Source organism: Dactylosporangium siamense (assembly GCF_016862795.1).
In the GTDB taxonomy this organism is placed as follows: Bacteria; Actinomycetota; Actinomycetes; order Mycobacteriales; family Micromonosporaceae; genus Dactylosporangium; species Dactylosporangium siamense.
The window spans coordinates 1-23,111 of sequence record NZ_BONQ01000078.1; the positions used below are offsets into that span (position 1 = coordinate 1).

Sequence of the window (23,111 nt, forward strand, 5' to 3'; positions counted from 1 at the left end):
TCTCGGGCCGGTCATCAGGATCGCAGTGTTGGGTCAGGCGCCCGGAGCGGAGTGAGGACGCATGACCGGCCAGCGAAGCGTCTCGGGCCGGTCATCAGGGGTTCAGTGTCAGGGCGTGCGCCCGGAACGGAGTGAGGACGCATGACAACATCCGTGGACGTCATCGGCGGAGCACCGGGCTACAAGCCGGGCGCGACCCTCTCGCTGTGGACGGAGATCCGCCGCCAGGCGGCCCGCCGCCGCACCCAGATGGCGCTGGCCTTCATGGTCCTGCTGCCGCTGATCATCCTCGTCGCCTTCCAGCTCGACAACGGCGGCGGCGACGAGGGCGGCAACGGCGGCGAGTTCTCCCGCCTCGCCGACCTCGCCACCGCCGGCGGCGCCAACTTCACCCTCTTCACCCTCCTGGTCTCCTCCGGCTTCCTGCTGGTGGTCGTCATCGCCCTCTTCTGCGGTGACACCGTGGCCAGCGAGGCGTCCTGGGGCAGCCTGCGGTACCTGCTGGCGATGCCCGTCCCACGGGCCCGGCTGCTCGGCGTCAAGGTGACCGCCGCGCTGCTCTACTGCCTGCTGGCGATGCTGATCCTGGTCGGGACCGCGATGCTCGCCGGGACGCTGCGGTACGGCTGGGCACCGCTCAACGCCCCCATCGGCGGTGAGATCGCGGCCGGCACCAGCGTCGTGCGGCTGCTGGAGATCGTCGGCTACCTGTGCGTGTCGCTGCTGGTGGTCGCCTCGCTCGCGTTTCTGCTGTCCGTGTCGACGGACGCCCCGCTCGGCGCGGTCGGCGGCGCGGTGCTGCTGCAGATCCTGTCCAACATCCTCGATCAGATCACCGCGCTCGGCACGATCCGCAACTTCCTGCCGACCCACTACGGCGACGCGTGGCTCGGGCTGCTCTCCACGCCGCTGCAGACCGACGACATCGTGAAGGGCTGCATCGCCTCGCTCGCGTACGCGACGGTCTTCTTCTCCCTGGCGTGGTGGCGGTTCCTGCGAAAAGATGTGGTCAGCTGAACCGGTTTCACGTACTGACCGGTAGGGTGCCGGTCCATGCGAACCTCGGCGCTTCGTGGCGCGTGGCTGCTCGTGCTCGGCCTCGCCGTGCTGTCCGGCACCCTCTACTACGACCAGGCCAACATCGCCGGCTGGACCCGTTACGAGGCCTCGTCCAACGCGATGAACGGCCCGGCCGAGGCACTCACGGCGCAGATCTTCACCCTGATCGGCGCGTTCGCCGCCGCGGCGGTCGCGTCCCTGGTGCTGGTCTGTGCCCTGCTGTTCGCCACCGGCCGGAGGCTCGGCCACTGGGCGCTGCGGCTGACCGCGGTGCTGGCGTTCGTGCTGATCGCCCTGGTCGCGGTGGTGGTCACGGTCGGGTCGCTCACCGGTGAGGCGCCGACCGCGGTGATCGACACGCCGATCGGGCTGCTGCTCGCGGAGTGGGCCGGCGTCGTGATCGCCCTGCTGGGCGCCGGCATCACCACGGCGACGCTGTGGCAGTTCACCCCCGAGGCGTCCGCCACGGCCTGGCGCTGACCCGCGCCGTACGGACGACCAGGCCGCGGAGGCGGCCGGTCGCAGTCACGGCCGCAGGTCGTGTCCGCGCGACTGTCCGCGGAGGTGGCAGGGAAGGCCGTCCACGGCCTGACCGGTGGCTGACGGGAGCGGCGGTCGTGCCCACGACGGACCGGAGCAGGGAACGTCAGGGCGGACCGGGGCAGGGCGGGACGGACTCTCCCGCGTGTTCGTCAGGTGCGCGTCGCGTTGCGTGACGACCTGACTGACCAGGACCGGAGCGGGGAATCAGGACGGACGGTAGCCGGGGACCGTGCGCATCGGCGGGCGGTCCGGGTGGGCGACGGTGTGATCGGCCGGGGTGACGGTGACGTCGTGGCGCTCGAACTGGGTGAGCGTCGGCCACGAGGACCGGTCCGGGAAGACGCGCGAGTGGATGGTGTGCAGGATCGTCGCGGCCATCCGGCCGAGCGCCGCCGTGTCCTGGTGGCCGTGGGTGCGCTGACCGAGGTCGACCTGGGCGACCGCGTCGAGGCCGGCGCTGCGGAACGTGTCGATGAGCAGTCCCGTCTCGACGCCGTAGCCGGCCGCGAACGGCAGGGACTCCAGCAGCGTGCGCCGGGCCGCGTATTCGCCGGCCAGGGGCTGCACGACGCCGGCCAGCTCGGGGAAGTAGGCGTTGAGCAGGGGGCGGGCGGCGAGCTCGGTGACCCGGCCGCCGCCGGCCGCGGAGACGTCGAGCAGCGGGCGGTCGTAGAAGGCCTTCACCATCAGGGTGGCGGGGTCCTCCAGCAGCGGCCCGAGCAGGCCGGTGACGAAGTGCGGGCGGAAGTCGGTGAGGTCGGCGTCGACGTAGACCAGGATGTCGCCGGTGGCCACGGCGAGGGCCTTCCACAGCACCTCGCCCTTGCCGGGGCGGGAGCCGGTCGCGGGGAGGATGTCGTCGCGGTGGTGGACGGTGGCGCCGGCCCGGGCGGCGACCTCGGCGGTGCGGTCGACCGAGCCGGAGTCGACCACGATCACCTCGTCGACGAGGGGGATGAGGGTGCGCACGCCGGCGACGATCTCGGCGACGGTCGGCTCCTCGTCCAGGGCGGGCAGCACGACGCTGACGCGGGTGCCGCCCTTGCGCCGGAGGAGGTCGGCGATGGGCCAGTCGCGCCATGTGGAAGTGCGCTTGGCGAACCAGGCCGCCGCGTCGGGATGCATGAGTGAAACCGTAGTCAGGTCCATCTCGTGAGATGACTCATACAGCGGCGGCCGTGTCGGCCCTTACAATCAGAAACACGCACGTCACAACTGAATACCTCATCCAGAGGGGCAGAGGGATACGGCCCGATGAAGCCCCGGCAACCCCTGCGGCATGTCTCGACGTTGAGGCCGGTCGCGGTAGGTGCCAAATCCGTCCCGGTGCGCAAGGCCATGCACCTGGGGAAGATGAGAGGAAGGCCTCCATGACCTCGACGCTCAGCGTCTTCACCGACTCCCCCGCCCGCCACCTGGTGTGCCGTGGCTGTGGCGCCCAGTTCCCGCTCGCCGCGCAGCACGCCTGTTACGAGTGTTTCGGCCCCCTCGAGGTGGGCTATGACGCCGAGGCGCTCGGCCGGGTCACCCGGGAGCAGATCGAGGCGGGCCCGCAGAACATCTGGCGCTATGCGCCGCTGCTGCCTGTCGGCACCGACCCCGCCAGCCGCGTCACCCTCGACCCGGGGCTGACCCCGCTGGTCAAGGCCGATCTGCTGGCCAAGGAGCTCGGCATCACCGGGCAGCTGTGGGTGAAGGACGACTCGGCCAACCCGACGCACTCGTTCAAGGACCGGGTCGTCTCGGTGGCGTTGACCGCGGCGAAGGCGCTGGGGTTCACCCGCTATTCGTGTGCCTCCACCGGCAACCTGGCCAACTCGGTCGCCGCGCACGCGGCGCGGGCCGGGGTGCCGTCGACCGTGTTCATCCCGGCCGACCTGGAGCCCGGCAAGGTCGTCATGAGCGCCGTCTACGGCGGCGACGTCGTCGCGATCGAGGGCTCCTACGACGACGTCAACCGGCTGTGCTCGGAGCTGACGGAGACCGACGAGTTCGAGGACACCGCGTTCGTCAACGTCAACGTCCGGCCGTTCTACGCCGAGGGGTCCAAGACCCTGGGGTATGAGGTCGCCGAGCAGCTCGGCTGGCGGATCCCGGCGCAGGTGGTCATCCCGATGGCCAGCGGCGAGCTGCTGACCAAGATTGACAAGGCGTTCAGCGAGCTGGTCGAGATCGGTCTGGTGCCCGACACGCAGTGGTCCGTGTTCGGCGCGCAGTCCGCGGGCTGCAACCCGATCGCGGTGGCGCTGCACAAGGGCACCGACGAGATCGTCCCGGTCAAGCCGACCGGCATCGCCAAGTCGCTCAACATCGGCGACCCGGCCGCGGGGGTCTACGCGCTGGAGTCGGTGCGGCGCACCGGCGGCTGGATGGAGTATGTGGGCGACGACGAGATCCGCGCCGGCATCGAGCTGCTCGCCCGCACCACCGGCGTCTTCGCCGAGACGGCCGGCGGGGTCACCGCCGCGGTGCTGAAGAAGCTGGTCGAGTCCGGCAAGCTCGACCCGTCGAAGGAGACGGTCATCTTCAACACCGGCGACGGGCTGAAGACCCTCGACGCGGTCGCCGGCACGGTCGGTCCGACGCACCGGGTGAAGCCCTCCCTGAAGTCCGTGCGCGAGGCCGGGCTTTTGAGCTGATGGCTGATTTTTTCGCGCAACCGGCCGGCATCGGTGACGCTCGGTGTCGGTCCGGCTGCGTTTGAGAGAGCGCTTCCACGCTTGGACGAGGGCGGACTCAGCCGATCGACGGACCTGACCGCGACGGATAGTGATCGCGATCGAGCCGAGCGTTTCGAAGCCACCCGGCGAGGGACTTGACGACCTCGCCGAGTGCGCGCCAGGATGCTCGGTGCGGGAGGACGTGTCGCCGCGAGGCCCGGACCCTGGTCCAGGCCCGCGACCACAGCACCGGAGGTGCTGGCGAGCGTCCTCTCGACCAATTTCCGGCCTTGCATATATCTGTTGTCGGGTCGTGTGCCGGTGGGCCACGCTGGCCGGATGAACCAGGACCTGCGCATCGTGGAGCTGGACGTCGATGACCCGACGGCAGTCGAAGCGGCCTTCACCATCGGTAACGAGGCGATCCTCGCGGACCTGCCGGACTTCCCGCCGAGCTGTCGCGACGAGCATGAGGTGCGGGTCCGCCTGCCGATGCCGGGCGCCGAGCGGCACATCTTCCTGGCCTGGCGTGGTGATGAGCCCGTCGGGCTGGTCCAGGCCGACCTGCCGGTCTACGACAATCTCGACAAGTCGTTCCTCGACGTCCTGGTCCTCAAGCAGCATCGCCGCCAGGGTGTCGGGCGCGCGCTCTACCGGCACGCCGTCGACTTCGGCCTGGCCCGGGGCCGCACCTCGGTGATGGGCTTCAGCGTGATCACCGATCCGGACGGCGCGCCGACCGGCTCGTCCGCGCCGTTCGCCACCGCGACGGGTCTGGAGAACAAGCTCACCGACGTCCGCCGCCGGCTCGACCTGTCGACCGCCGACGATGCCGAGCTGGACCGCCTCCTCGCCGCGAGCTGGCCGAAGGCGGCCGGCTACTCCACGGTCCAGTGGGGCAACCGGCCACCGGAGGAGCTGCTCGAGGACCTGGCCCTGCTGGACAGCTCGTTCCTGGACGAGGCGCCGAAGGGTGATCTCGACTTCGAGGCGGAGAAGGTCGACGTCGATCGCCTGCGCCGCACGTACGAGACGCGGGCGCACTACGGTGCCCGCCCGTACGAGACCGGCGTCATCCACGACGCGTCCGGCAGTCTCGTCGCGTGGAGCGCGCTGCGGGTCGCGAAGTCCGTCGACTGGCACGCCTGGCAGCTCGTGACGCTGGTCAACCCCGCGCACCGCGGGCACCGGCTCGGCATGATCAGCAAGGTGGTCAACCTGCGGACCATGCGCGCGCAGGAGCCGGCGGTGCGGATCGTCGACACCTTCAACGCCGAGGTCAACGCGCACATGATCGCGATCAACGAGGCGATGGGGTTCCGCGCCGTGGACCGCTGGGCCAACTGGCAGGCCTCAGTCGCGTGACCGGTCCTCGTACATCGCCAGGAAGATCGAATACGGCCGGCCGTGGGTGCGGTCGCGTTGGGCGTACTCGTCGAGCAGCGCCTCGAAGCGGTCCTGCAGCTCCTGCCATTCCTCCGGGGTGAGCCGCAGGCCGAGGCGGGCGAAGTTGACCGCGTCGACCTGGTTGCCCAGCAGCGCGAGCTCCTGCTCGAACGCGTCGAGCATGGCCCGGTTGGTGTTCGCCTCCTGGTCGCCGAGGCTGAGGTCCCACGACTTGGTCGTCGACAGGTAGGGCACCTCGCGCACGCCGCGCGGCCCGCGGCGCTCCTCCTGCGGCACCAGGAACCCCGTCGCGACCAGCGTCCGGACGTGGTGCAGCACGGTGGCCGGGTTGGCGTCGAGGCGCTCGGCGATCTCCTTGTTGGTGAGCGCCCGGTCCAGGCAGAGCCGGATGATGCGCAGGCGGACGCCGGAGGCGAGTGCCTTGGCCTCCGCGTCGGTAGCTGGTCGCCGCATCGTTCGATTCTACTGATTGACTTTTCCCAATCGGTCGATGACAGTGTGCTGGTGAGACTCGGACTGCTCCGCGATCACGACTTCCGGTCGCTGTTCACCGCAGACACCATCAGCCAGGTCGGCACGCAGGTGACCCTGCTGGCGCTGCCGCTGGTCGCGGTGCTCACGCTGGACGCCACCGCCCTGGAGGTCGGGGTCCTCGCCGCCTGTGAGACCGCCGCGTTCCTGCTGGTCGGCCTGCCCGCGGGGGCACTGGTCGACCGGCTCCGCCGGCGCGGGACGATGATCGTGGCCGATGTGCTGCGGGCCGTCCTGCTCGCGTCCGTGCCACTGGCCTGGTGGATGGACCAACTGCACATGCCGCAGTTGTACGTGGTGGGCCTGCTCTGTGGTGTGTGCACGGTCTTCTTCGACGTCTCGTATCAGAGCTACCTGCCGTTCCTGGTCGGCAAGGAGCACCTGGTCGAGGGCAACGCGCGGCTCGAACTGGTCCGCTCCACCTCGCAGATCGGCGGCCCGACCGTCGCCGGCGGCCTGATCAAGCTGCTCGGCGGCCCGCTCGCGATCGCCGCCGACGCGGCCAGCTATCTCGTGTCGGCGCTGGCCCTGTGGCGGATCCGCAAGATCGAGGAGCGCCCGGTCCGCAAGGCCGACGCGCACCTCGGCCGCGAGATCATGGAGGGCCTGAAGTTCGTCCTGAGCAACCGCCTCCTGCGGGCGATCGCGATGTGCACGAGCACCGGCAACTTCTTCGGATCGATCGTCAACGCGATGCTCATCATCTATCTGGCCCGCAACCTCGACCTGTCGCCGGCGGTCATCGGCCTGTGGTTCAGCGTCACGGGCCTGGGCGCGCTCGCCGGCGCGTTCCTGGTGAACCCGTTCGTGCGCTGGTTCGGCCAGGGTCCGGCGATGTGGATCTCGATGCTCGGCGCCGGGCTCGGCCTGCTGCTCGTGCCGCTCGCGCAGGCCGACTGGCGGCTGTGGCTCGCCGCGTTCGGATATGTCCTGTTCGGCATCGGGGTCGTCGTCTACAACGTGACCCAGGTCAGCTTCCGGCAGGGCATCACCCCCGACGACCTCCTCGGCCGGATGAACGCCACGATGCGGTTCATCGTCTGGGGCACGATGCCGATCGGCGGGCTCGTCGGCGGGGCGCTCGGCCACTGGGCCGGGGTTCCCGAGACACTGTGGATCGGTTGCGCCGGATCACTGCTATCCGTACTGCCACTCGTTCTGTCACCCTTGCGGAAGCTCCGCGAGTTGACGTCCGCACCCTCCGCGGGCACGGAGATGGTGCGGAAGTAGGCCGATCTTGCGGTTGTGACGGGTTGCGTGGTTCCAGTCGCGGCTTCCGGTCACAACCGCAAGGTCGGCGCTTCCCAGATGGCAGGATGGCGGCATGGAGAACTCACACCCCATGTTCACCACCCACACCGACACCCTCGAGCGCGCGCTGACCGCGATCGCCGAGCGTGCGTACTGGTCGGCGTACCCGGAGTCGCCCAGCCCCCGCGTCTACGGCGAGCACGCCGCGGCCGACGGCGAGGCGGCCTTCCGGGCATATCTCGGCGGCGACTTCCCGCTCAAGGACCAGCCGGCGATCACGGACTGGGTCGCGACCGAGTCCTCGCCCTTCGGCTTCCCGCTCGACGTGCGGTATCCCCACCTCGACGTCGACGGGCTGCTCGCCGCCGCGGCGGCCGGCATGCCCGCCTGGCGCGACGCCGGGCCGCAGACCCGTGCCGGCGTGTGCGTGGAGATCCTCGCCCGGCTGCACGCGAACGCGTTCGAGCTGGCCAACGCCGTCCACGCGACCACCGGCCAGGCGTTCGTCATGGCGTTCCAGGCCGGCGCCCCGCACGCCTTCGACCGGGCGCTCGAGGCGATCGCGTACGCGTACCGCGAGATGGCCCGCACCCCGGCGACCGCCACCTGGGAGAAGCCGGCCGGCAAGGGCGAGCCGCTGCGGATGAGCAAGACCTTCCACATCGTGCCCCGCGGCGTCGCCCTGGTGATCGGCTGCAACACGTTTCCGACCTGGAACTCGTTCCCCGGCCTGTTCGCGTCCCTCGCCACCGGCAACCCCGTCGTGGTCAAGCCGCACCCGGGCGCGGTGCTGCCGCTCGCGATCACCGTCAAGATCGCCCGCGAGGTGCTGGTCGACGCCGGTTTCGACCCCAACCTGGTGCTCCTCGCGCCCGAGGCGCCGGGGGAGGGCCTCGCCAAGACCCTCGCGCTGCGCCCCGAGGTGCGCATCATCGACTTCACCGGCTCGACCGAGTTCGGCGACTGGCTGGAGGACAACGCCCGCCAGGCCGCCGTGTACACGGAGAAGGCCGGCGTCAACACGATCGTCGTCGACTCGACCGGCGACTTCGCCGGGATGTGCCGCAACATCGGCTTCTCGCTGCTGCTGTATTCCGGTCAGATGTGCACGACGCCACAGAACGTCCTGGTGCCCACGGGCGGTATCGACACCGAGGACGGTCATCGCTCGTTCGACGACGTCGCCGCCGGGATCGCCGCCGCGGTCGCCGCACTGACCCGCGACCCGGCCAAGGGTGTGGAGCTTTCCGGCGCCATCGTCAATGAAGGCGTCCTGCGCCGCTTGGAGAAAGCCCGCACGGTCGGCACGGTGGTGTTGGAATCGTCAGACGTTACGCATCCGGTATATCAAGACGCGACCGTCCGCACGCCACTCATCGTGCGACTCGACGCGGCCGCCGAGGCGACCTACGGCACGGAGTGGTTCGGTCCCATTTCCTTCGTTGTCGCGACCGATTCGACCGCCGGCAGTTTGCGGATCTTCGCCGACACGGTCGGTAAGAAGGGCGCATTGACGGCTTCGGTCTATTCGACGTCTGCCGATGTGCTGGACGCGATGGAAGAGGCCGCCCTCCAGGCCGGCGTTCATCTGTCAGTCAACCTTACCGGCGGCGTCTTCGTGAACCAGTCGGCCGCGTTTTCCGACTTCCACGCCAGCGGCGCCAATCCCGCCGCCAATGCCGCGCTCACTGACGGTGCGTACGTGGCCAGCCGCTTCCGCGTGGTGCAGTCGCGCAGGCACGCCTAGTCGGGGCCCTGCCGGCGCGCTTCCCGGTCCCGGTCCCGGTTCTTACTCGGGGCTTAGTCGACTGGCGATGTCTGCGCCGGCAGGAAACCGTCAAGAAGGCGACCCGAAAAGGTCCCATCGGGAACCTTTTGCGTGCGCATGATTCGTGACCTTGCTGTCCGATTTGGGGCTGTCGGGCCTCGGGTTATCTCGTGTACCGTCCGTTTCGGTCGTCGATCCTCGCGCCGGTGCCACCCCAGGACCCGGCGTGCCCGGCCGAGGACCTCAAGGCTGGTCCCCACAGCCAGCCGGAGTGAGCAAGAAGGACCGAAGTAGAGGAAGTGCACCGTGGCACAGGGCACCGTGAAGTGGTTCAACAGCGAAAAGGGCTATGGCTTCATCGCGGTCGACGGGGGACAGGACGTCTTCGTCCACTTCTCCGCGATTGAGATGGATGGCTACAAATCGCTGGAAGACGGACAGCGCGTCGAGTTCGAGATCGCGCAGGGCCAGAAGGGCCCGCAGGCGGAGAAGGTCCGTCATCTCGCCTGAGACATCGTCTGGATCCACCCCGCCGGGGCACCGTTCTCATTCCTGAGAAACGGTGCCCTGCGTCTATTCCGGCATTGTTCGTGCCATTCATGCCTGGTTTGTAGCTGTTTAGGGCGCTTCGACCACCCGAGCCGTCACCTCGGGTTTGCTTGCACTCGCACGGTCAGAGTGCTAAACAGGAGTTGGCACTCGCGTCAGGTGAGTGCCAACGGTCGGGGCGGTGCAGCACCTGGGCGCGGGAGCGTCGAGGGGCTGGTCGTCGCGGGCTCATCCGGCCCGACCACCGGGGATCCCACTGGGTCCTTGAAGGTGCGAAAGCAGGCGGTGAGCCGCCGGCCCCACGTGGGTCGAGGCGTAACCGGAGTGTCCAGGAGGACAACGCCGAATGGCCAAGATTATCGCGTTCGACGAGGAAGCGCGCCGCGGCCTCGAGCGGGGCATGAACACCCTCGCCGACGCTGTCAAGGTGACGCTGGGCCCCAAGGGCCGCAACGTCGTCCTCGAGAAGAAGTGGGGCGCGCCCACCATCACCAACGATGGTGTGAGCATCGCCAAGGAGATCGAGCTCGAGGACCCCTACGAGAAGATCGGCGCCGAGCTGGTCAAGGAGGTCGCGAAGAAGACGGACGACGTCGCCGGTGACGGCACGACGACCGCGACCGTCCTCGCCCAGGCGCTGGTTCGTGAAGGTCTGCGCAACGTCGCCGCGGGTGCGAACCCGATGGCGCTGAAGCGTGGCATCGAGGCCGCCGTCGCGTCTGTCGCGTCGGAGCTGGCCAACCTTGCCAAGGACGTCGAGACCAAGGAGCAGATCGCTTCCACGGCCTCGATCTCCGCCGGTGACTCCACGGTCGGCGAGATCATCGCCGAGGCGATGGACAAGGTCGGCAAGGAAGGCGTCATCACGGTCGAGGAGAGCAACACCTTCGGGCTCGAGCTGGAGCTCACCGAGGGCATGCGCTTCGACAAGGGCTACATCTCGCCGTACTTCGTGACCGACACCGAGCGGATGGAGACGGTCCTCGACGACCCCTACATCCTCATCGTCGAGTCGAAGATCTCCGCGGTGAAGGACCTCCTCCCGGTGCTGGAGAAGGTCATGCAGTCCGGCAAGCCCCTCGCGATCATCTCCGAGGACGTCGAGGGCGAGGCCCTCGCGACCCTGATCGTGAACAAGATCCGTGGCACGTTCAAGTCCGTCGCCGTCAAGGCCCCGGGCTTCGGTGACCGCCGCAAGGCGATGCTCACCGACATCGCGATCCTGACCGGTGGTCAGGTCATCTCCGAGACCGTCGGTCTCAAGCTGGAGAACGCGAGCGTCGACCTGCTGGGCAAGGCCCGCAAGGTCGTCATCACCAAGGACGAGACCACGATCGTTGAGGGCTCCGGCGACGCCGACGGCATCAACGGCCGGGTGGCGCAGATCCGGGCCGAGATCGAGAAGTCGGACTCGGACTACGACCGCGAGAAGCTGCAGGAGCGGCTGGCGAAGCTCGCCGGCGGCGTCGCGGTCATCAAGGTCGGCGCGGCCACCGAGGTCGAGCTCAAGGAGCGCAAGCACCGCATCGAGGACGCCGTTCGCAACGCGAAGGCGGCCGTCGAAGAGGGCATCGTCCCCGGCGGTGGCGTCGCGCTCGTGCAGGCCGGCAAGTCGGCGTTCGACAAGCTGGACCTCGTCGGCGACGAGGCCACCGGCGCGAACATCGTCAAGGTCGCCCTTGACGCGCCGCTGCGCCAGATCGCCGTCAACGCCGGCCTCGAAGGCGGCGTCGTGGTGGAGAAGGTCCGCAACCTCGAAGCGGGCTGGGGCCTCAACGCCGCCACCGGCGACTACGTGAACCTCCTGGCCGAGGGCATCATCGACCCGGCCAAGGTCACCCGCTCGGCCCTGCAGAACGCCGCCTCCATCGCGGCGCTCTTCCTCACCACCGAGGCAGTGGTCGCGGACAAGCCGGAGAAGAACCCGGCGCCGGCGGGTGCGCCCGGCGGCGGCGACATGGACTTCTGAGTCCAGGTTTCTCGTCGAGAAGGGCAGGCCCGTTCCGGGTCTGCCCTTCTTGCTGTCCGTGCGGGTCGCGTCTTTGCCGTTCGCGCGGGTTGCGTCGTGCTGTTGGCGGGTCGCGTTCTGCTAGCCGCAGGTGTCGCGCAGGACCCGCAGGGTGTTGTCCCAGCCGAGTCGCCGCAGCTCGGCGTCGGACCAGCCGCGGCCGCGCAGCTCGTCGAACAGCACCGGATACGCCGAGACGTCCTCCAGGCCCTCCGGCAGCACCTCCGTGCCGTCGAAGTCGCCACCGATGCCGACCGCCTCGATGCCCGCGACGTCGCGGACGTGCTCCACGTGATCGGCGACGTCCCGCACGCTCGACGGCGGGCACGGGTTGGCGGCGATCCACTCCCGCTGGAGGCGCTCGAACTCCGGCGAGCCGTACTCGGCCGGGATGGCGTCCTCCACCCGGTACAGCTCGTCGCCCCACTGCCGGCAGGCCTCGTTGAGGAAGAACGGCACGAACGTCACCATCACCACCCCGCCGGTGTCACGGACGCGGGCCAGGACGTCGTCGGGGACGTTGCGCGGATGGTCGCACAGCGCCCGGGCGGAGGAGTGCGAGAAGAACGCCGGTGCGGTGGAGACGTCCAGTGCCGCGTGCATCGTGCTCGGCGCGACGTGCGACAGGTCGGCCATCATGCCGAGCCGGTTGAGCTCGCGGACCACCTCCACGCCGAACGCCGACAGCCCGCCGACCTTCGGCTCGTCGGTCGCGCTGTCGGCCCAGTTCGTGTTCCTGCCGTGGGTGAGGGTGAGGTACCGCACGCCCAGCTGGTACAGGCCGCGCAGCACGCCGAGCGAGTCGTCCAGGCAGTGCCCGCCCTCGGCGCCGAGCAGCGACGCGACCCGTCCGCTGTCCGCGATCCGCTCGACCTCGCCGGCGTTCGTCGCGAGGGCCAGGTGATCGGGGTGGGCCTCGATCAGCCGCCGGACGAGGTCGATCTGCTCGAGCACCTTGACGGTCGCGGCGGACTCGGGGCCTGCGCACGGGACGTACACCGACCAGAACTGCGCCCGCACGCCGCCCTTCCTGAGCCGGGGGAGGTCGGTGTGCAGGCCCGTGGCGTTCATCTCGGCCGGCAGCCCTTGCATCCGCAGGCGCCAGGCCAGGTCGTTGTGGCCGTCGATGACGGGTATCGCACCGCTCATCCCAACGACTCTAGGGGCGAAATGCCGATTTTGCCCGCATCACGTGAAGGGTCCTCATATGGTGGGAGCGGCCTACACGAGGGGGAAAGCCATGGGTAAGTCAAAGAAGAACGACAACTTCGACAGCCGCGGCATGCACCGCAGCGAGGACGACCTCGGCTACATGGACCCGGACCTTTCCAACGACATGACGATCACTCCGGACGCGGACATCGCGGGCCAGTCGGCGACCGCGAACACGGCCACCATGCAGGCGAAGAAGCTCCAGCAGGAGCAGCAGACCAGCCTGCAGGACAAGCGCGCCAACCAGCCCGACCGCTGAGTTTCCGGCTGCTGCTTGTCTGGGTTGTTCGGCTGTTTGAGACGGCATCGGCCGCCCGTGGCACGACGGGGGATCACTGGGCGCGCCGATGCGACGTGTGCGGGGCAGGACTGTGGCGAACCCACGGCCTGCCCTTCATGCGTTCCTACAACTGCTTCGTGGAGATCCCTACAGCTGCTTCGTGTAGATCCAGAAGATCCGTTCGAGCCGTGCGCCGACCGTCTTGGCGTAGAACGCGACCGGCCCCGCCCATCCGATCTGCGCCGTGCTGTGCCCGTCGGCCCGCTGGTCCGCGAGGCAGCGCCGCAGCAGCACCCGGCCGACCCCGAGCCCTTCCGCCGCCGGGGCGGTGCCCATCGGGCCGAACCAGCTGGGGCGGTTGGCGCCGTACGCCGCGAACCCCAGAATCTCGCCGTCCCGCACCGCCACCCAGCAGCCGGCGTCGTCACGCCCCAGCGACTGTGCGACCTCCCAGGCCCAGCCGTCGCCCCAGATCCCGCGCACCCACTCCGGCGTGTCGGGGCCGGCCCGCATGACCTTGACCCCCGTGCCGTCCAGCCGCTCCTCGTCCGCCCCCGCCTCGGTCCAGCCGCCGGTCAGGTCGGCGGTCATGTTCCAGGCGGTGTTGGTGCGCTCGTACCCGGCCCGTTGCGCGAGGCACACCGCGGGCGTGTACCGCACGTCGATGCCCGGCCACACGTAGCACGGTGGGTTGCCGCCGATCCTGATCCGCTGCGCCCCTCGCGCCGCGAGTTCCCGCTCCGCCGCCGCGAGGAGCTCCTGACCGATCCCCTCCCGCCGCCGGTCGGGCCGCACCGCGATCAGCTCGACGTGACCGAGCAGCGGGTCGGCGTCGCTGATCGAACCGAACACCACGCCGGTCGGAGCACCGTCGTCGCCCAGCGCCGAGAGACGCACCGTGACCCGCCCATCCGGCGGCGAGGTCAACCGCCGCACCAGCGCCCCGGCCTCCCCGGCGTCCTCAGGCAGGTCCAACGCCTCAGCACACAGCCGAACCACCTCACGGTCATCCCCGCGCTCAACGATCATTTGGTAAAGATACCTAACTGTTAGCGGTGCCCTGATCCACTCCAAGAGTGGATCTTCAGGGGTGATCGAGGGACGGCGCCAACCGTCGACGCGCCAGCATGCAACTTCGATCCGTGACGGAGATCGAAGTCGCGGGCCGGTCGCCGTGGGACGATTTTGATCAACCTAACGGTGATCGAAGCCGTGCATTGCCCGTGCCGACGCTTGCGAACGACTTCGGTCGCCACTTCGGCCTAACCGCCGCCTTGGGGCGTCGGTCCACCCGGGCGGCGCCGTGCGGCACGCCGGAAGCACGAGAGCGGACAGGCGCGTGACGAGATCGCGGTCGACCTGGCGCGGATCGAGGCCGGGGTGGAGCGGGTCGTGATCGCGGCGACGACGAGACCCCCCCCACGGCGACGCCGACAACGCAACCAGTCATGCGGGTGGCCACGAAACCGACCGCCGCGCCGGCGTCGGCCACCTGACGGGCGCCGGCGCGGCGGTCATGGCCCCGGTGCAGCCGCCGGGCGCCGTGCCACCGCCCCGGACGGGCGGACCGGGTGGCGCCAACCGGTGCACGGGGTCGTTCCACCAGTACCGCGTGTCGCTCGCGGTCGGCAACGGCGCCGGGGAGCGGACCGTGATCGACGCGAGCAACGGCAACCGGAACAACCGGATCTACACCTGCGTGCCCGCGGTGATCCACAACGGGCGGGACGGCAACGTCCGGGTCGAGTATCTGGAGGCGTACTCGCGGCCCAACTCGGAGCACCGGCCGGACGCGTACATCGGGCCCGACGGCCGGGTCATGGTGCGGATGGACGCGGGGCCGGTCAACCGGTTCAAGTGACGGTTCAGAAGATCTTGCCGGGGTTGAGGATGTTGTCGGGGTCGAAGGCGGCCTTGATCGAGCGGTGCGCCTTCAGTCCGGTGGGGCCGATCTCGCGGGCCAGCCAGTCGCGTTTGAGCAGGCCGACCCCGTGTTCGCCGGTGGAGGTGCCGCCGAGGGACAGGCCGAGGGACATGATGGCGTCGAAGACCTTCTGACCCCGGGCCAGGCTGGTGGGGTCGGAGCGGTCGATGACGATGATCGGGTGGAGGTTGCCGTCGCCGGCGTGGCCGACGGTGGCGACCACCACGCCGTGGGCGGAGGCGATGCCCTCGATGCCTTCGATGAGGTCGACCAGGCGGGTGCGGGGCACGGCGACGTCGTCGACCATGATGCCGCCGCCGGCGGGGAAGAGCTGCGCGGCGAACTGCTCCATCGCGGGGTGGGCGAGGCGCCGGGCGGTGAGCAGCGCGTCGGCCTCGGTGGTGTCGGTGGCGACGTGGATGTCGGCGGCCTGGGCCTGCCGGCAGAGGGCGGCGATCGCGGCGAGGTCGTCCGGTGCCCTGGTGCCGGAGTCGACGGCGGCGATGAGGAGGGCGGCGGCGTTGGTGGGCAGGCCCATGGGGCGGAACGCCTCGATGGCGCTGAGGGTGACCCGGTCGATGACCTCGAGCATGCTCGGCTGCATGCCGGCCGTGATGATCGACTCGACCGCGGCGCCCGCGGCGGGGAGCGTGTCGAAGACGGCGACGAGGGTGAGGGAGGAGGCCGGCGCGGGGCGCAGCTTGACCGTGATCTCGGTGATGACGCCGAGCGTGCCTTCGGAGCCGACGAAGAGGCTGGTCAGGTCGTAGCCGGCGACGCCCTTCGCGGTGCGGCGGCCGCAGTTGAGGACCTCGCCGCTGGCCAGGACGACCTCCAGGCCGATGACGTGGTCGCTGGTGACGCCGTACTTGACGCAGCACATGCCGCCGGCGTCGGTGGAGACGTTGCCGCCGATGGTCGACTGCTCCCAGGAGCCGGGGTCGGGCGGGTAGTAGAGGCCCTGGGCGGCCACCGCGCGGCGCAGCTGGGCGTTGACGACACCGGGCTGGACGACGGCGACGCGGTTGGCCGCGTCGATGTCGATGATCTCGTTCATGGCGACCAGGGACAGCACGATCGCACCGTCGATGGCGTTGGCGCCGCCGGCCAGGCCGGAGCGGGCGCCCTGCGGGATGACGGGGACGCGGTGGCGGCTCGCGGCCCGGAGCACCGCGGAGACCTGGCCGGTGGTGCGGGGACGCACGACGACCGCGGGGGTCCCGTACTCGCAGAGGTCGGCTTCGTCGTGCTCGTACGAACGCAACAGGTCCGGGTCGGTGAGCACCCCGCCCTCGTGGGGCAGGGCGGCGCGAAGCTCGTGAATGAGATCCGAGTTGAGATCCATGTTTGGCAGGCTAGTGGGCGTGCTCTACATCGACACGCCGCGGTGGCCGGCGCACGGCCGGCTCTGGGCCCATCTGATCAGCGACGTGTCGGTGACCGAGCTGCACGTGTTCGCGGAGTTGCTGGGCGTGCCGCGGCGCGCGTTCGAGCGGGATCACTACGACGTGCCGGCGCATCGGGTGCAGACCGCCATCTGGCTGGGTGCGAGTCTCGTGACCGGCAAGGAGATCGTGGCCCGCCTGAAAGCTGCCGGCCTGCGCCGCCCACGCCATTTGTCCGAATCAGCGCGCCCATCCAGGGCTGTGAAATAGCTGCTCAGGGGTTGTTTTCGGAGGGAACTTAGGCGACCCTTGCTTAGGTAAGGCTAAGCGAGGAGCACAATCGTGTATGTCTGCATCTGCGCCCGGGTACGTGAGTGCGAGATCCGGCGGGTCATCCGCGCCGGCGCGCACTCCGAGGACGCCGTCGGCGACGAGTGTGGCGCCGGCACCGGGTGTGGCACCTGCCTCGATCGGGTGGCTGACCTGCTTGAAGCCGAGGTGCCAAATGCGGTATTGCCCGCTTTGGCCTAGAAAAGCGGCTACCCTGCCCACATGCAGGGGGATGCACGAGTCATTGAATTTCTCAACGAACAGCTGACCGCCGAGCTCACGGCGATCAACCAGTACTTCCTACACGCGAAGATGCAGGAGAACTGGGGATATACGGTCCTGGCCAAATACACCCGGCACGAGTCGATCGACGAGATGAAGCACGCCGAGGTGCTGACCGACCGGATCCTGTTCCTGGAGGGTCTGCCCAACTACCAGCGGCTCTTCCCGATCCGCATCGGCGAGACCGTCCCGGAACAGTTCAAGTGCGACATGCAGGTCGAGGTCGAGGCCGTCGACCGGCTGCGCCGCGGCATCGACTACATGCGCTCGATCGGCGACGTCACGTCCGCCAACATCTTCGAGGCGATCCTCGAGGACGAGGAGCACCACGTCGACTACCTCGAGACGCAGCTGGGCCTCATCGAGAAGCTCGGTGAGCCGCTGTATCTGCAGAACGTCACGGAGCACCCAGAAGCGTCGTGATCTCGGCCCGCAGGTTGTCGTGCGCGCGGGCGGTCCACTCCGCCCGCCCCGGCACCGCCCGGAACAGGTCCGGCTCGGCCAGGAACGTCCCGAGGATCTGCGCCCGTCCGGCCCGGAAGGCCTCCTCGGGCACGGCGGCGTACTCCTCGCGTACCGCCGCCGCATAACGGGCATAGTCCACCGGCGGCGAGGCGAGAATCGCGAGATCCGCGTCCGCGAGCAGCGCGCCGTTGCGGTCCCCGGGGGCGACCGCGTGTCCCGCCGTCAGGCGCACGAGCCGGGCCACCTCTGCCACCCGGTCCGCCGGAACCCCGAGACCGGGGAGCACGGAGATCGCCAGGACCGCGCTGCGTTCCTCGTTGTCGGCCGTGTTCAGCTCGTAGATCGCGTCGTGGAACCACGCCGCCAGCCGGACCGCGAGCGGGTCGTCGGCGACGGCGGCGTGCTCGTCGATCACGCCCAGCATGACCGCCAGGTGATCGAGAGTGTGATATCGCCGGTGCGGCTCGGACCACCGCACGATCAGGTCGGCCCCGATGAGCGAGTCCGCGGGGAACAGGCGCTGCCAGTCAGCCAACGACACCATAGGACGACTTTAAGGCCTGTGTCGGAGCAGGAGCCGGGCTGCGGCGGGCCCAGGCGTCGCCTCGCACCGACCCCTACTCCGACACAGGCCTCAGGGCCTCGACGATGTGCTCGATGCTCACCGCCCGGCCGGCCGCCCGGTCCCGTTGATGGTCCAGCAGCAGCGGCAGCGTCACCGCGCGCAACGTCTGCGCGTCCGGCGGCTCGGCGAGCCGGTGCCTGGCCCGCAGGCCGTCCGCCGCGCCGATCAGCCGCGCCGCGTGCGCCGGGTCGTCGGCCGCGACCAGCGCCGCGACCACGTCCAGGGAGATCGCCAGGTCGAGCCGGTCGCCGACCTCGTGCCGGGTGGTCAGCGCGGTCACCAGCAGCCGCAGCGCCTCGACCCGGTCGCCTTCCAGGCGGGCGGCGAGACCCAGCTGGTGCTGGGCCATCGCGGCGCCGAACGCGTCGCCGATCTGCCGGCTGAGCGTGAGGCTCTCGTCGAGCGCCTCGCGGGCCGCGGCGACGTCGCCCCGGGCGAGCATGATCTGGCCGAGGCACTCCAGGGCGAGCTGGATGCCCCGCGTGTTGCCGGCGGCGCGCTCCAGTGCCAGGCATTCGGTGGCGTACCGTTCGGCCTCGGCGATCTCACCCCGCGACAGTGACACCTTGCTGAGGTTGCCGAGCGACGCGGCGACGCCCTGCGGCACGTCCAGCTCCCGCCAGATCGCCAGGCTGTGCCCGAAGTGCCCGGTGGCGGCCGCGTGGTCGCCGCCGCCGATCGCCGCGATCCCCATCGCGTTGTGCGCGTGGCCGACCGTCGCGCGGTCGCCGGCCGCCGTCGCCTTCTCCAGGGCCGAGGCGCCGAAGCGCAGCGCCTCCTCGTGCTCGTCCTGGGTCGCGGCGAGGATCGCGGCGGCGTGCAGCAGCCGGGCGAGGGCGCCGTCCTCCAGTCCGGGGGCGGACAGCAGGGTCGAGAGCCAGTCCCGGCCCTCGTTGATGTGGGCGCCGTTGCGCCAGTACCGCCACAGCCCCAGGCAGATCCGCGTCTTGGTGGCGACATCGGCGTGGGCGAAGGCGGCCCGGACGTTCTGGTAGTCCGTCTCGACCCGGCCGGTCCACTCGACCTGCTCCGGGCCGGACAGCCCGACCGCCGACGCCTCCGCGAACGCCGCGTAGAAGTCCGCGTGCCGGTCGAGGGGCTCGACCGCGCCATCGAGCCGGTGCCGGGCGTAGGAGCGGATCGTCGACAGCAGCCGGTATCGCCCGTCGTCCTCGTCCCGGACCACGAGGTGCTTGTCCACGAGCGCCGACAGCCGTTTCACCAGCAGGTCCAGGTCGCCGCCGGGCAGGGTCACCGCGAGCGCCGCGGCGGCCGTCCAGCCGCCGGCGAACACTGACAGCTCCGTCAGCAGCCGCTGCTCCTCGGCGTCGAGCAGGACGAAGCTCCAGTCGATCGCCCCGCGCAGGGTCTGCTGGCGGGCCGGCAGGTCCCGCGGTCCGGCGCCGCCGAGGGAGTCGAGGTCCCGGTCGAGGTGCTCGGTGAGGTGGTCGAGCAGCTCGTCCGGGGTCCAGCGGTCGATGCGGGCGGCGGCCAGCTCGATCGCGAGGGGCAGGCCGTCGAGGCGGCGGCACAGCGCGGCGACCGGCAGCGCCGTGTCGATGGTGATCTCGAAGTCGGCGTCGACGGCCCGGGCCCGCTGCTCGAACAGCGTCACGGCGGGCGAGTCGGCGAGCGTCGGCACCTGATACACCTGCTCGCCGTAGAGCGACAGCCGCTCCCGGCTGGTGACCAGCGCCCGCACCCCCGGCGCCGCCGCCAGCAGGTCACTGACCAGGGCCGCGCCGTCGTCGACGACCTGCTCGAAGTTGTCCAGCACCAGCAGCAGCTCGGCGTCGGTGAGCTGGTCCAGGACGGTGTCGAACAGGTGCTGGTCGGGCAGTTCGCTGACGTGCAGCGCCCTGGCCAGGGCGGCGGTCATCAGCTCGGCGTCGGTGCTGTCGGCGAGGGGCACGAACACGGCGCCGCCGGGGAAGTCGTCGGCGAGCATGGTCGCGGCGGCCAGGGACAGCCGGGTCTTGCCGATGCCGCCCGGCCCGACCAGGGTGACCAGGCGCCCGTCCCGGACCAGGGCGGCGACCCTGGCCGTCTCCCGGTCTCGTCCGACGAGTTTGGTCATTGGTACGGGCAGCCGGCTGCGGCGGCGTCTGGCCTGCTGTGGTTTGACGGTCCAGGTGCCGTCCGCCGAGCCGATCAGCTCGCCCTGCGCCCGGAGCCGCCCGAGCTCGGCCTCGGCCCGGGCCGGCAGCCCACCGGAGCGCTCGACGAGGCGGTCGACCAGGGCGGTGCTGGGCTCGCCTGCGAGGGTGATGCGCAGCCAGATCCGCAGCGTCGCCGGGGACCAGGGGGTCAGCTCGACGACGGCTTCCCGCAGGCCGGTGCGGCGCGGGTCGTCGTCGTGCACGCTCGTGGTGGCGTAGACGATCGCCGCGGCGTCACCCAGCTCCGGCAGCGGGTCGCCGACGTCGACGAGGAGGATGCAGCCGGGCGCGCGGTCTGCTGCCAGTACCGCCGGAAAACCCCGTAAACGGGCGATTTGCGCGACCTCACGGAGGAACCGCGTGTGCCCGGCGCCGGGCGGGCCGACGATCCGCAGGGCGGCGTGGCCACCGGCGGCGACCCGGGTGAGAAACTCCTGCGTGGCGCTCAGCGCCGCGTCCCGCTCCCAGAGGCGGGACGAGCCGGCGGCGGCGGACGCCTCGACGTCGTCGCCGACCGCCTGCCCGCGCCCGCGGCGCTTGGCGAGGTAGTTGCGCCGGTCCGCGGCCGCGATCAGGGTCTCGCCGTCCGTGCCGTCCACGGGGCTGGTGGCCACGCCGAGGCTGATCGACAGGTGCAGCGGCGGGGTCCCGGCGAACTCCCTGGCCCGGATCTCGTCCGTCAGCCGGATCGCGAGCCGCAGCGCCTCGTCGGCGCCGGTGTTCGGCAGCAGCAGCACGAACTCGTCGCCGCCGTAGCGGAACAGCACGTCGTCGGTGCGGATGAGCTCGGCGATCCGGTCGGCGAGCTGGCGCAGCAGCAGGTCACCGCGGAGGTGGCCGAAGGCGTCGTTGACCGTCTTGAAGTGGTCGACATCGAACAGCAGCAGGCTGCACCCCGCGACGTCGTGCAGGGCGACGTCCAGAGCGGCACGCGAATGAGCACCGGTGACTGGATCCATCGTCACCGGTGCCGGACCGCCCTGCACGTTCATTGTCAAACTGATCGGCCTACCGGGGTCGCCGATGAGGTGTTCAGCGGGTTTTGACCGTCCGGTGTCCACCCGGTGGCTGTTCGTCACCGCCGAAGGTGCCGTTGCGTCGCCAGGACGTGACTATCTGTAAACGGTCCCGCATGTTTGGTGAGCCGGCACCGATCGGGCCGGACCCCAGGAAGGAGCACTGGTGGCAGCTCACAGGACTGTCGTCGCAGGTGCCGTAGCGCTCGGTCTCATAGCGCCCGTTGTCGCAGGATCGGCGGTCTCAGCGCCGACGGTTGCCTACGCCCACGACCAGGGCTCCCGGCTGTGGCACGCCGACGCCTGGGCAGGCGCGGGCGGCTCCGGCCTCACCGCCACGGACCTCGGCAACGCCTACGCCTCGCAGGTCGGCGGCGGCGACGGCACCGGGGTCGGCATCGCGCTCATCGACACCGGCGTCGTCAACGTGGCCGGCCTGCCCGCGGCGCAGATCGTCAACGGCCCGGACCTGTCGTTCGAGTCCCAGTCGGCCAACCTGCGCTACCTCGACACGTTCGGCCACGGCACGCATCTCGCCGGCATCATCGTCGGCAACGACACCGCCACCGGCTTCCACGGCATCGCCCCCAAGGCCAAGCTGACCTCCATCAAGGTCGGCGCGTCCGGCGGCGCCGTGGACGTCTCGCAGGTGATCGCCGGCATCGACTGGGTCGTCCAGCACCGCAACGACGACAAGGCCAGCCCGATCCGGATCATCACCCTGGCGTACGGCACCGACAGCACCCAGTCCACCTTCTACGACCCGTTGAACTACGCGGTCGAGAACGCCTGGCGCAACGGCGTCGTCGTCGTCGCCGCGGGCGGCAACACCGGCACCGTCGCCACGCTCACCAACCCGGCCAACGACCCGTCGGTGCTGTCCGTCGGCTCCGCCGCGGTGAACAACACCGTCGCCAACGCCGACGACACCGCGTCGACGTTCAACTCCCGCGGCACCACGCGCAACCTGGACCTGCTGGCGCCCGGCGAGCAGATCGTGTCGCTGCGCGACCCGGGCTCCTACCTCGACCAGACCTACCCCGGCGCCCGCGTCGGCGACCGGTTCTTCCGCGGCAGCGGCAGCTCCCAGGCCGCGGCGGTCGCCGCCGGTGGCATCGCCCTGCTCCTGCAGAAACGCCCCACCCTCACCCCCGGCCAGGTCAAGGCCCTGCTGAAGGGCACCGCGACGCCCCTGGCGGGCGGCGTCGGCGAGCTCAACCTCGCCGCGGCGGTGAAGGCCGCCACCCCGACCACCGTCCAGGCCGCCGGCACGTCGGCGGGCGTCGGCTCGCTCGAGTCCGCCCGCGGCAGCAACCACGTCGTGCACGACAACCAGCAGCTCGTCGGCGAGTTCGACATCTTCGGCGGGTTCAACCCGGCGGTCTGGGCGCAGGAGACGCGCAACGGCACCGCGTGGAACGGCGGCGTCTGGATGGGCCGCCGGATGGCCGGCGACGGCTGGACCGGCACCTCGTGGGCGTCGAAGACGTGGGCGTCGGCGACCTGGTCCGGGGAGAGCTGGGCCGACGAGGCCTGGTACGACGACACCTGGTCCGGGCACTACTGGTCCGGCGGGACCTGGTCCGGGCACTACTGGAGCGGGCACTACTGGAGCTCCAGCACCTGGTCCGCGAAGAAGTGGAAGTGATCTGAAAAT

The 23,111-nt window shown here is 70.3% G+C and carries 21 protein-coding genes, 1 pseudogene and 1 riboswitch; of the genes and pseudogenes, 14 read left to right on the plus strand and 8 right to left on the minus strand.

The features are described from left to right. Positions 1 to 141 precede the first annotated feature (141 nt). Positions 142 to 1,017, plus strand: coding sequence for an ABC transporter permease (locus tag Dsi01nite_RS24970; RefSeq protein WP_203848682.1), 876 nt, complete (start codon positions 142 to 144; stop codon positions 1,015 to 1,017). A 36-nt stretch (positions 1,018 to 1,053) separates the two neighbouring features. Beyond that, positions 1,054 to 1,539 carry a hypothetical protein gene (locus tag Dsi01nite_RS24975; protein WP_203848683.1) on the plus strand — a complete coding sequence of 162 codons (486 nt, stop codon included), beginning with the start codon at positions 1,054 to 1,056 and terminating at the stop codon, positions 1,537 to 1,539. A 147-nt stretch (positions 1,540 to 1,686) separates the two neighbouring features. Here Dsi01nite_RS24975 and Dsi01nite_RS58925 read toward each other — a convergent pair. Together Dsi01nite_RS58925 and Dsi01nite_RS24980 are read right to left on the minus strand one after the other, a co-directional pair. Next, positions 1,687 to 1,794: pseudogene (locus tag Dsi01nite_RS58925) on the minus strand (lysine 5,6-aminomutase subunit beta); the annotation flags it as partial. Between the two features lie 12 nt (positions 1,795 to 1,806). Further along, positions 1,807 to 2,727, minus strand: a complete 921-nt coding sequence (locus Dsi01nite_RS24980; protein WP_239136148.1) for a glucosyl-3-phosphoglycerate synthase — start codon at positions 2,725 to 2,727, stop codon at positions 1,807 to 1,809. A gap of 96 nt (positions 2,728 to 2,823) precedes the next feature. Beyond that, positions 2,824 to 2,962, plus strand: a riboswitch (SAM riboswitch). Positions 2,963 to 2,972: 10 nt separating this feature from the next. Between Dsi01nite_RS24980 and thrC the strand changes: the two genes are divergently transcribed. Next, positions 2,973 to 4,241, plus strand: a complete 1,269-nt coding sequence (gene thrC / locus Dsi01nite_RS24985; RefSeq protein WP_203848685.1) for a threonine synthase — start codon at positions 2,973 to 2,975, stop codon at positions 4,239 to 4,241. A gap of 360 nt (positions 4,242 to 4,601) precedes the next feature. Then, positions 4,602 to 5,627 carry a GNAT family N-acetyltransferase gene (locus Dsi01nite_RS24990; protein WP_203848686.1) on the plus strand — a complete coding sequence of 342 codons (1,026 nt, stop codon included), beginning with the start codon at positions 4,602 to 4,604 and terminating at the stop codon, positions 5,625 to 5,627. Here Dsi01nite_RS24990 and Dsi01nite_RS24995 read toward each other — a convergent pair. After that, entirely contained in the window at positions 5,616 to 6,122 is a 507-nt protein-coding gene (locus tag Dsi01nite_RS24995; protein ID WP_203848687.1) for a winged helix-turn-helix domain-containing protein, read from the minus strand. The two genes, Dsi01nite_RS24990 and Dsi01nite_RS24995, sit on opposite strands and share 12 nt — an antisense overlap. A 51-nt stretch (positions 6,123 to 6,173) precedes the next feature. Between Dsi01nite_RS24995 and Dsi01nite_RS25000 the strand changes: the two genes are divergently transcribed. The 4 genes from Dsi01nite_RS25000 (at position 6,174) to groL (ending at position 11,737) form a co-directional block, all read left to right on the plus strand. Further along, positions 6,174 to 7,430: an MFS transporter gene (locus tag Dsi01nite_RS25000; protein ID WP_203848688.1), complete on the plus strand. Its 1,257-nt coding sequence runs from the start codon at positions 6,174 to 6,176 to the stop codon at positions 7,428 to 7,430. A 94-nt stretch (positions 7,431 to 7,524) separates the two neighbouring features. Beyond that, positions 7,525 to 9,198, plus strand: a complete 1,674-nt coding sequence (paaN, locus tag Dsi01nite_RS25005) for a phenylacetic acid degradation protein PaaN (protein WP_239136149.1) — start codon at positions 7,525 to 7,527, stop codon at positions 9,196 to 9,198. Positions 9,199 to 9,525: 327 nt separating this feature from the next. Next, positions 9,526 to 9,729 carry a cold-shock protein gene (locus Dsi01nite_RS25010; protein WP_203848689.1) on the plus strand — a complete coding sequence of 68 codons (204 nt, stop codon included), beginning with the start codon at positions 9,526 to 9,528 and terminating at the stop codon, positions 9,727 to 9,729. 385 nt (positions 9,730 to 10,114) lie between these two features. Continuing rightward, positions 10,115 to 11,737, plus strand: coding sequence for a chaperonin GroEL (groL, locus tag Dsi01nite_RS25015; RefSeq protein ID WP_203848690.1), 1,623 nt, complete (start codon positions 10,115 to 10,117; stop codon positions 11,735 to 11,737). 120 nt (positions 11,738 to 11,857) lie between these two features. Here groL and Dsi01nite_RS25020 read toward each other — a convergent pair whose 3' ends face one another. After that, positions 11,858 to 12,925 carry a dipeptidase gene (locus tag Dsi01nite_RS25020; protein WP_203848691.1) on the minus strand — a complete coding sequence of 356 codons (1,068 nt, stop codon included), beginning with the start codon at positions 12,923 to 12,925 and terminating at the stop codon, positions 11,858 to 11,860. Positions 12,926 to 13,016: 91 nt separating this feature from the next. On the opposite strand from Dsi01nite_RS25020, the gene Dsi01nite_RS25025 reads away from it, so the two are divergent. Beyond that, complete coding sequence (locus Dsi01nite_RS25025; protein ID WP_203848692.1) at positions 13,017 to 13,247, plus strand: hypothetical protein; 231 nt, start codon at positions 13,017 to 13,019, stop codon at positions 13,245 to 13,247. 168 nt (positions 13,248 to 13,415) lie between these two features. On the opposite strand, the gene Dsi01nite_RS25030 is transcribed toward Dsi01nite_RS25025, so the two are convergent. Further along, the gene (locus Dsi01nite_RS25030) at positions 13,416 to 14,297 is read right to left on the minus strand and encodes a GNAT family N-acetyltransferase (protein WP_203848693.1); all 882 of its coding nucleotides are present in this window, start codon (positions 14,295 to 14,297) and stop codon (positions 13,416 to 13,418) included. Positions 14,298 to 14,880: 583 nt separating this feature from the next. On the opposite strand from Dsi01nite_RS25030, the gene Dsi01nite_RS25035 reads away from it, so the two are divergent. Beyond that, positions 14,881 to 15,129, plus strand: a complete 249-nt coding sequence (locus Dsi01nite_RS25035) for a hypothetical protein (protein WP_203848694.1) — start codon at positions 14,881 to 14,883, stop codon at positions 15,127 to 15,129. Between the two features lie 4 nt (positions 15,130 to 15,133). Here Dsi01nite_RS25035 and Dsi01nite_RS25040 read toward each other — a convergent pair whose 3' ends face one another. After that, positions 15,134 to 16,537 (minus strand): FAD-binding oxidoreductase, encoded by a 1,404-nt coding sequence (locus tag Dsi01nite_RS25040; RefSeq protein WP_203848695.1) that lies wholly within the window; start codon positions 16,535 to 16,537, stop codon positions 15,134 to 15,136. Between the two features lie 19 nt (positions 16,538 to 16,556). On the opposite strand from Dsi01nite_RS25040, the gene Dsi01nite_RS25045 reads away from it, so the two are divergent. From Dsi01nite_RS25045 to bfr, 3 genes are all read left to right on the plus strand, one after another. After that, a complete protein-coding gene (locus Dsi01nite_RS25045; RefSeq protein ID WP_203848696.1) occupies positions 16,557 to 16,847 on the plus strand; it encodes a DUF4031 domain-containing protein in 291 nt (96 codons plus the stop codon). A gap of 72 nt (positions 16,848 to 16,919) precedes the next feature. Further along, positions 16,920 to 17,108: a (2Fe-2S)-binding protein gene (locus Dsi01nite_RS25050; RefSeq protein ID WP_203848697.1), complete on the plus strand. Its 189-nt coding sequence runs from the start codon at positions 16,920 to 16,922 to the stop codon at positions 17,106 to 17,108. 21 nt (positions 17,109 to 17,129) lie between these two features. Next, entirely contained in the window at positions 17,130 to 17,612 is a 483-nt protein-coding gene (bfr, locus tag Dsi01nite_RS25055) for a bacterioferritin (protein ID WP_203848698.1), read from the plus strand. Here bfr and Dsi01nite_RS25060 read toward each other — a convergent pair. Both Dsi01nite_RS25060 and Dsi01nite_RS25065 read right to left on the minus strand, forming a co-directional pair. Beyond that, complete coding sequence (locus Dsi01nite_RS25060) at positions 17,587 to 18,198, minus strand: HD domain-containing protein (RefSeq protein ID WP_203848699.1); 612 nt, start codon at positions 18,196 to 18,198, stop codon at positions 17,587 to 17,589. The genes bfr and Dsi01nite_RS25060 overlap by 26 nt on opposite strands. A 73-nt stretch (positions 18,199 to 18,271) precedes the next feature. After that, positions 18,272 to 21,397 carry a diguanylate cyclase gene (locus Dsi01nite_RS25065; RefSeq protein WP_239136153.1) on the minus strand — a complete coding sequence of 1,042 codons (3,126 nt, stop codon included), beginning with the start codon at positions 21,395 to 21,397 and terminating at the stop codon, positions 18,272 to 18,274. A 223-nt stretch (positions 21,398 to 21,620) separates the two neighbouring features. Between Dsi01nite_RS25065 and Dsi01nite_RS25070 the strand changes: the two genes are divergently transcribed. After that, complete coding sequence (locus tag Dsi01nite_RS25070) at positions 21,621 to 23,102, plus strand: S8 family serine peptidase (RefSeq protein WP_203848701.1); 1,482 nt, start codon at positions 21,621 to 21,623, stop codon at positions 23,100 to 23,102. The last annotated feature ends 9 nt before the right edge of the window (positions 23,103 to 23,111 follow it).

What these genes read in the sequence shown, in the direction of transcription:
- Dsi01nite_RS24970 (WP_203848682.1), top strand. Translation starts at nt 142, where the DNA reads ATGACAACATCCGTGGACGTCATCGGCGGAGCACCGGGCTACAAGCCG.
- Dsi01nite_RS24975 (WP_203848683.1), top strand. Translation starts at nt 1,054, where the DNA reads ATGCGAACCTCGGCGCTTCGTGGCGCGTGGCTGCTCGTGCTCGGCCTC.
- Dsi01nite_RS24980 (WP_239136148.1), bottom strand. Translation starts at nt 2,727, where the DNA reads ATGCATCCCGACGCGGCGGCCTGGTTCGCCAAGCGCACTTCCACATGG.
- thrC (WP_203848685.1), top strand. Translation starts at nt 2,973, where the DNA reads ATGACCTCGACGCTCAGCGTCTTCACCGACTCCCCCGCCCGCCACCTG.
- Dsi01nite_RS24990 (WP_203848686.1), top strand. Translation starts at nt 4,602, where the DNA reads ATGAACCAGGACCTGCGCATCGTGGAGCTGGACGTCGATGACCCGACG.
- Dsi01nite_RS24995 (WP_203848687.1), bottom strand. Translation starts at nt 6,122, where the DNA reads ATGCGGCGACCAGCTACCGACGCGGAGGCCAAGGCACTCGCCTCCGGC.
- paaN (WP_239136149.1), top strand. Translation starts at nt 7,525, where the DNA reads ATGGAGAACTCACACCCCATGTTCACCACCCACACCGACACCCTCGAG.
- groL (WP_203848690.1), top strand. Translation starts at nt 10,115, where the DNA reads ATGGCCAAGATTATCGCGTTCGACGAGGAAGCGCGCCGCGGCCTCGAG.
- Dsi01nite_RS25020 (WP_203848691.1), bottom strand. Translation starts at nt 12,925, where the DNA reads ATGAGCGGTGCGATACCCGTCATCGACGGCCACAACGACCTGGCCTGG.
- Dsi01nite_RS25025 (WP_203848692.1), top strand. Translation starts at nt 13,017, where the DNA reads ATGGGTAAGTCAAAGAAGAACGACAACTTCGACAGCCGCGGCATGCAC.
- Dsi01nite_RS25030 (WP_203848693.1), bottom strand. Translation starts at nt 14,297, where the DNA reads ATGATCGTTGAGCGCGGGGATGACCGTGAGGTGGTTCGGCTGTGTGCT.
- Dsi01nite_RS25040 (WP_203848695.1), bottom strand. Translation starts at nt 16,537, where the DNA reads ATGGATCTCAACTCGGATCTCATTCACGAGCTTCGCGCCGCCCTGCCC.
- bfr (WP_203848698.1), top strand. Translation starts at nt 17,130, where the DNA reads ATGCAGGGGGATGCACGAGTCATTGAATTTCTCAACGAACAGCTGACC.
- Dsi01nite_RS25060 (WP_203848699.1), bottom strand. Translation starts at nt 18,198, where the DNA reads ATGGTGTCGTTGGCTGACTGGCAGCGCCTGTTCCCCGCGGACTCGCTC.
- Dsi01nite_RS25065 (WP_239136153.1), bottom strand. Translation starts at nt 21,397, where the DNA reads ATGGATCCAGTCACCGGTGCTCATTCGCGTGCCGCTCTGGACGTCGCC.